Annotated in this window: 5 protein-coding genes; 3 read left to right on the forward strand and 2 right to left on the reverse strand. The window is 48.0% G+C overall.

From position 1 onward, the window contains the following. Positions 1-40: 40 nt before the first annotated feature. The gene (locus RCH83_RS05665) at positions 41-1,753 is read right to left on the reverse strand and encodes a class I SAM-dependent methyltransferase (protein ID WP_306519903.1); all 1,713 of its coding nucleotides are present in this window, start codon (positions 1,751-1,753) and stop codon (positions 41-43) included. 479 nt (positions 1,754-2,232) lie between these two features. Here RCH83_RS05665 and RCH83_RS05670 point away from each other — a divergent pair, with 479 nt between their 5' ends. The 3 genes from RCH83_RS05670 (at position 2,233) to RCH83_RS05680 (ending at position 4,945) form a co-directional block, all read left to right on the forward strand. Continuing rightward, positions 2,233-3,951: a phosphate ABC transporter substrate-binding/OmpA family protein gene (locus RCH83_RS05670; protein WP_306519904.1), complete on the forward strand. Its 1,719-nt coding sequence runs from the start codon at positions 2,233-2,235 to the stop codon at positions 3,949-3,951. Between the two features lie 29 nt (positions 3,952-3,980). Continuing rightward, positions 3,981-4,655, forward strand: coding sequence for a hypothetical protein (locus tag RCH83_RS05675; RefSeq protein ID WP_306519906.1), 675 nt, complete (start codon positions 3,981-3,983; stop codon positions 4,653-4,655). A gap of 125 nt (positions 4,656-4,780) precedes the next feature. Then, a complete protein-coding gene (locus tag RCH83_RS05680) occupies positions 4,781-4,945 on the forward strand; it encodes a hypothetical protein (protein ID WP_306519908.1) in 165 nt (54 codons plus the stop codon). A 52-nt stretch (positions 4,946-4,997) separates the two neighbouring features. Here the strand turns inward: RCH83_RS05680 and RCH83_RS05685 are convergent, their stop codons facing one another. Then, positions 4,998-6,005 carry a hypothetical protein gene (locus RCH83_RS05685; RefSeq protein ID WP_306519910.1) on the reverse strand — a complete coding sequence of 336 codons (1,008 nt, stop codon included), beginning with the start codon at positions 6,003-6,005 and terminating at the stop codon, positions 4,998-5,000. Positions 6,006-6,089: the final 84 nt, after the last annotated feature.

A 6,089-nucleotide genomic window follows, 5' to 3' on the forward strand; every position in this document is an offset into this window, starting at 1 on the left:
TTTGCAGGATCGTGGTTCAAACCTATTGGTCAATCAAGCACTACCACACCCCGATCTGCAACCGCTGTTGAATGCCAGCAGACTGAAATTGCAATGCCTCAAACACCACTTCAAAATCTGTGCAGTTGTATGCGACATTCGGTAAAGACATGGCAGCTTCGACAAAAAAACGTTGTCGCTCGCTTTGGCTTTGCCAGGCTTGTTGCCACCAGTCGGTAATTTGCTCGCGGCTTGTGTGCAGCCTGGTTTTACTTGGCAACCGGTCGCTTTTGACGCGATTTTCCTCGCGACTAGACGGCAACAGGTTCCATAAATCGTTATTGGGCCAGTAACTAAATGGCAGGCAATGGTCAATGTCGTAGCTATACAACGGCTTGCCACTCCAGACACTTCGCACGTCATGCCCCTGGCTGCGCAGTGTTTCGACTTTTTTCCTGACGAGGCCGGTATCGTGTTGCCTGTCTAGCCAGCGCAAGTGATGGTGGTAAGTATCCAGTGTCAGACCCTGCTGCCGGTTAAATTCATACTTCTGCATTTCACTAACCCACTGCTGCACCAACAAAGGTTCAATCCAGCAACCGTATAACCGGAAACAATCCCACATCGACTCGCTAAGTTCAAACCGGCCATAACTTTCCAGAAAAGCTCTGTCCAGTAATACCATTTCCCGTTTTGTGGTTTTATCACGCTGCATTTGAAACAGACGATTATCTTTTTGCCTTTGCCAGATGTAGGTGACAGGGCCTTCTTTTATGGTTTTTAGTGTATCGCTGAACAGCTGCTGTAAGGCTGCTGCATCAGTACCAGTGAACAGCATTCCCACCGCAAAATCGTCAGCGGTCAGATGTTTTAATGCCAACCAGCCCCGCTCGGTCACAAAACCAAGGCCTTTGGCCGGATCTGAATTTTGTTGAATGTTGTTATCAACCAGACGTTTAAAAAGACGGATCCAATAAAGCGCGACCAGACCAAGTGAAATGACTACTTTACCGTCTTGCCGATCGAGCACTGCGCCCGGATGTGCGTCAGCAATTCGCACCAGTGTGCGCAGCAGCGCCAGTTTGTAAGTCGACGACTTGCTATCGTTCAGCACAATATGGCGGATTTTACTTAAGCTAGCGCTGCCATCGTCGGGCAGCACTAGCACTAGGGTTTGCCATTGCACGTCTGTGCGGCCCGCGCTGTCGGCGGTCAGTGCACTAACATGACTCAGCACCAAACCAAACTGTTTGGCCAAGGTTGCAATTTCATCGACGCTGACCGGATAAGACACCCGGCCATCGGTGAATTCGCCAAAGCGCAGACTCAATACAAAACGTCCACCGGGGGCGAGTAAATTGGCGATTTTGCGAAACGCCCGTTCCCGCTCAGAAAGTGCAAGATGCATCCAAACGGCGCTGAGCAAGATGGTATTAAATTGCAGATTCAGCTGATAGCAGGCTTTAAGTTCAGGCAGGCTGTCGTTAAGCCATTGCACTGTTGCTAAAGAGTTTTCTGTGGTGTTTGCTGCAGCGCCAGTTTTTAATTGGCCGATGTGCCTGAGATCAGCTGCAGGTTCCACGGCAATGACCTGACAACCGCGCTCAGCCAACCAGAGTGCATCGCGGCCACTGCCTGCGCCAATATCCAGCACCATGCCGTTGTCAGGCCAATAGGGTTGCCAACTGGTATGAACCCGATCAAAACTCAGCGCATCATACTGCCGAGCAAATAACGCAGCACCCTGATGGTAAATATCCAGCGTTTTGCTCATTCAGGTTCCAAACACACTCACGACTATTCCTATAAGCCTTGTACCAATAATCAACAACTTAGGCAATAAACTCGCGACAATCGCAAGTGGAAAAACCAGGCCAGTGATGCTCAAAATATTTCGGGCGAACTTCAGCTCGCTGTCATCTATCAATGAACTCAATCACTGGTCGCTCTGGTTATGTTGGCCATTCACTTATCTGTGTTACTACGGCATTTGGCGAAAAAACATTCCAGCGACCGCCTTCGCCAACATACATAGCTTTGGTTACTGCGGCGAACAACAAGATTATTAATTTCATCGATTGCTGATTTGAGATATAGAGCCGACTCCCTATTTACTTGATATATCAAACCACTTAACGCCATAACAAAACTTTTCTACACAACCCCACCAATGTCACTTTGCTGCAATCTGATTCATTTAGGCTACGGCTTTTTTACATCAGCCGTAATTTTGATGTGCAAGGGGTGTACAAGGTGAATACGAAGTCGACAAATGCCACAAGCCTCAATGCTGCGATTGCCAGATTGGTGCAGCATTGCCAGGTGCAGTTTCAGATCCAACTTTCAGAAAGCCAGTTGCAGCAGAATGTAGAGTACCGTAATTCGGTGCTGGCCGAATTGGCTGAGCTGGAAGATGCGCAATTACAACAACTTATTACTGAAATAATACAACTGAGCCTGGCGCCGGAACCTTTGGTGACCGCAGCGCGCGATGGCGCTCATGCTCAGGTGAAACAAAGTGCACAACCGCAGGAAAAAAAGGCTTTATTTAAGTGGTGGCCAGTCGCTACAGCTTTACTAAGCTTCGCTGCGGTTGGGCTTTGGTTTGTATTCCCTCAATTCGCCGCGCCCGGCCTGCCAAACACACCACCGCTGGCTGCCATGGCTTCAACACAAGCGCCCGCTGAACCTCATAGCAGCAACGCCAGCCAACCCACTGAACAACAAACTGCTTTGCGTTTACATGGTTCTAATACAGTGGGCGAAAAGCTGGCGCCCGCGCTATTGCAGGCTTTTTTAACCCAACAAGGCGGCTCTGCCTTTAGCTGGCAAAAGCAAAATAACGAAGTGGAGCGGTTGTTAACATATCAGCTGGGTGGCCAAAAAAAACTGGCCCAATTGCATGCGCACGGCTCCAGCACTGCATTTAAAGACTTACTCAGCGGCAAAGCTGATATTGGCATGTCGTCGCGCCGGGTGACCAGCGATGAAGTGACTAAAAGCCTGCAACAGCTGGGTGATTTAAGCAAAATTGGCAACGAACATATTATTGCGCTGGATGGTTTGGCGGTTATTGTTAATCAGAACAACACGTTAAAAAGCATTTCTACCGAAGTGCTGGCCAAAGTGTTTGCCGGCGAAATTAAATCCTGGAAGGAGCTGGGTGGTGCAGATAAACCCATCGTTATTCTGGCGCGGGATGACAACTCAGGCACCTTCGACACTTTTAACAGCCTGGTGTTAAAAAAATTTGAAAAAAGCCTCACCAGCAAAGCACGGCGTTTTGAATCCAGCACCGAACTTTCGGTGGCGGTGTCGCAGGACGAAACTGCCATTGGTTTTATTGGTTTAGATTTTATTTCTTACAACAAAGCGCTGGCCATTTCCGAAGGCGCCAATACCACGCCCATTTACCCTACCCGCTTTACCATCAGCACTGAAGATTATGCGTTGTCGCGCCGCTTGTATTTGTACACCCCAACCTCGGCCTCACAAAGCGCCAAAGATTTTGCCCAGTTTGCTATTTCCGACCAGGGCCAGGCTTTGGTGGAACAAGCCGGACTTATTTCACAAAACATTAAAGTGGAAAAAGTATTTGCCATTGAAAACGCGCCGGCTTCTTACAACCGTTATGCCGATTCAGGCCAAAGGTTGTCGCTGAACTTTCGTTTTAACCAGGGCGAAAACGATTTAGATAACAAAGGTAAACGTGATTTAGAGCGGCTGATTCGTTTTATGGAGCAACACAATGGCCGCCGTTTGGTGTTAATGGGGTTTTCTGACGCTGTAGGCGCCGAAGACACCAACACAGATTTGGCCATGCGCCGCGCCAAAGTGATAGAACGCGAGCTGGTGGCGCGTGGAATTGCGGTGATGGCGGTTGAGTCTTATGGCGAGTTATTGCCAATTGCCAATAACGATCAGGAGCTTGGCCGCGAGCGCAACCGCCGTGTTGAAGTTTGGGTTATCTGAAGCACCATAACAGCGAGAAGGATGGGATTATGTACAAGTTATTTTCGAACGCAACGAACTTAAAGTCGGTTTTTGGCAGCTACAACACCCTCGATGCGCTTAAAGTAAAATACAACATTCAGCAGGTGGTACAACGTCTGCAAATCCCATCCCGCGCTTTGCTGGAGCATATGGAGCAGGAAGGCATTGCCTTAAAGGACATCGATCAGCAGGTAAACAGCGAAACTGACTGGTCTTTAATGTCTGAAACAGTGCTGAAAAGCCATCTGCGGGCGGCTTTTCTTGATGAAACAAAACTTTATGATGCACTTTCTGCTTTAAGTTTGTCGCAACAGGTGGATATCAGAGATTTGCTTCAGGTGGTGATGGGTTATTTGCCTGTACCATCCGACACTTTGTTACGTCGCATGGAAGCTGAAGGCCTGACGCTGGCAAAACTTGGTGTGGAAAAACCACGTAGCAAAGTGGACGAAATCCGGGAAAAACTCGGGGCGCTGACACAGCAACAACCAAAGCCTGCAGATGCGTCTACATCCGATAATAACGATGCCCTTGCCGGGCTAAAACAGCGTATTGCCCAATTAAAACAACAATCTGCCGGCGCGCAACAAGCAAAGCAAGAACTGCCTGCAACCGATGAACAGGAGAACATACCACACAACGTGGTACCTCTTGCTCTGGTGCAGGAAAAGCTCAAAGCCTGAGTAGCGCCTGATTTAATAAACACAAAGCCTGAAAAAGAAGGTTGTAAAAAAGCTGCTAAAAGGTAGCAAAAACCGCTCTTAATGCAGGCGGTGATTAAAACAACAAACACCGGGAACAGGCATTATTGGCGCCAGAAGATACTGATGTAAAAGGTGCTGAAGTAAAAGCTGCTGATGCAAACGGTACTGCTGCACAAGGTGCTGAAGTCATCAATACGGATAAAAACCAAAAGGTTATTCAAGACGGCGCAAACAAAAAAGCCCCGTTAAGGGCTTTTAGAGGCAAATAAATTACTGAGGTTTCTGAAGCGGGGTTTTAAACACAACAAAGGGAACAAAATTTTATTGCGCCAGCGCAAATTCAACCAGACCGCGGGTGACGTTGCCTTGCGCCATAATGGCGGACATCGATGAGGCAGCCCCCATTTGCATTTGTTGTTTTAGTTCCTGACTGACCACATAAGCGTCGTCTTCAGTCTGGCGGGCTCCGGCAAGACGCAGACTATTTAATTTAGCAATCAACATTTGTCGTTCTGCCTGCACCTGACGCAACACCTGTTGTAGTTTTTGCTGGGCAATCTTAATTTCGCTTTGATAAATCTGTTGATTTTCAACTTGTTGAGAAATTTGTGACAGAGTACTTAAAGTGCCAGCCGGTTCCTGCAGTTTAACTGTCACCGGATTACCGGCCGCAATACGTATGCCTTCGCCTTGCAACTGCCATGGCTGGTTTAATTTGCCACTTTGGTTTGCAGCAGTACTAAAAACCAGTTGGTTATTTTGCTGACGCACGTCAATTTGCAAAGGTGCAAAGGCTGTTTTTAACATGTCCAGATTCTCGGCCTGACTTTGATTGGCCGGGAAATTCAGCTGCACCTTGCTGCCATCAGCAAGACTTATTTGTAAATGCTCCGCTTGTTTGCGCGGGCTTAATAAATCGATTTTATTGTTCAGCTGCCGGCTTACCTTTAACTCGGGTTGATGCACCAATTCAAGATTAATATTGATGGTGCTGTCTTTGTGTTTCAGCTGCGCTTCCATCTGCTCCATCTGAGCAGTAATTTGTAACCTTTGTTCTGCAGACTGCGCCTGGTGCAGTTGTTTTTTCAGCTGCTCAAGTTGTTGGTACAGTTGCCGCAGCTGTTGTTCAGCCTGCTGATTTTTTGCCAGCTGCCTGGAAACGTCGGCATTGACACTCCATTGACTTAAAGTATTAAGCTGCTGCTGGAGCTTGTGATTTTGCGGCGGGGCAGTCTGAGAGCGTTCAGTAGTGGAGGCAGCAGTTTTTGCAGCAGCGTTTGTACTGCTGCTGACCAGGGCTCCACTTTGTTTCAGACTATCAATTAACATAAACCCCCTGCCTTAAAGCTGGCGGAACAAACTTAACTGCGACACTGAACTATAGACTTTCAGCGTTGACTCATAAGCCGCCAG

It is taken from the genome of Rheinheimera sp. (assembly GCF_030824435.1).
Lineage (GTDB): Bacteria > Pseudomonadota > Gammaproteobacteria > Enterobacterales > Alteromonadaceae > Pararheinheimera.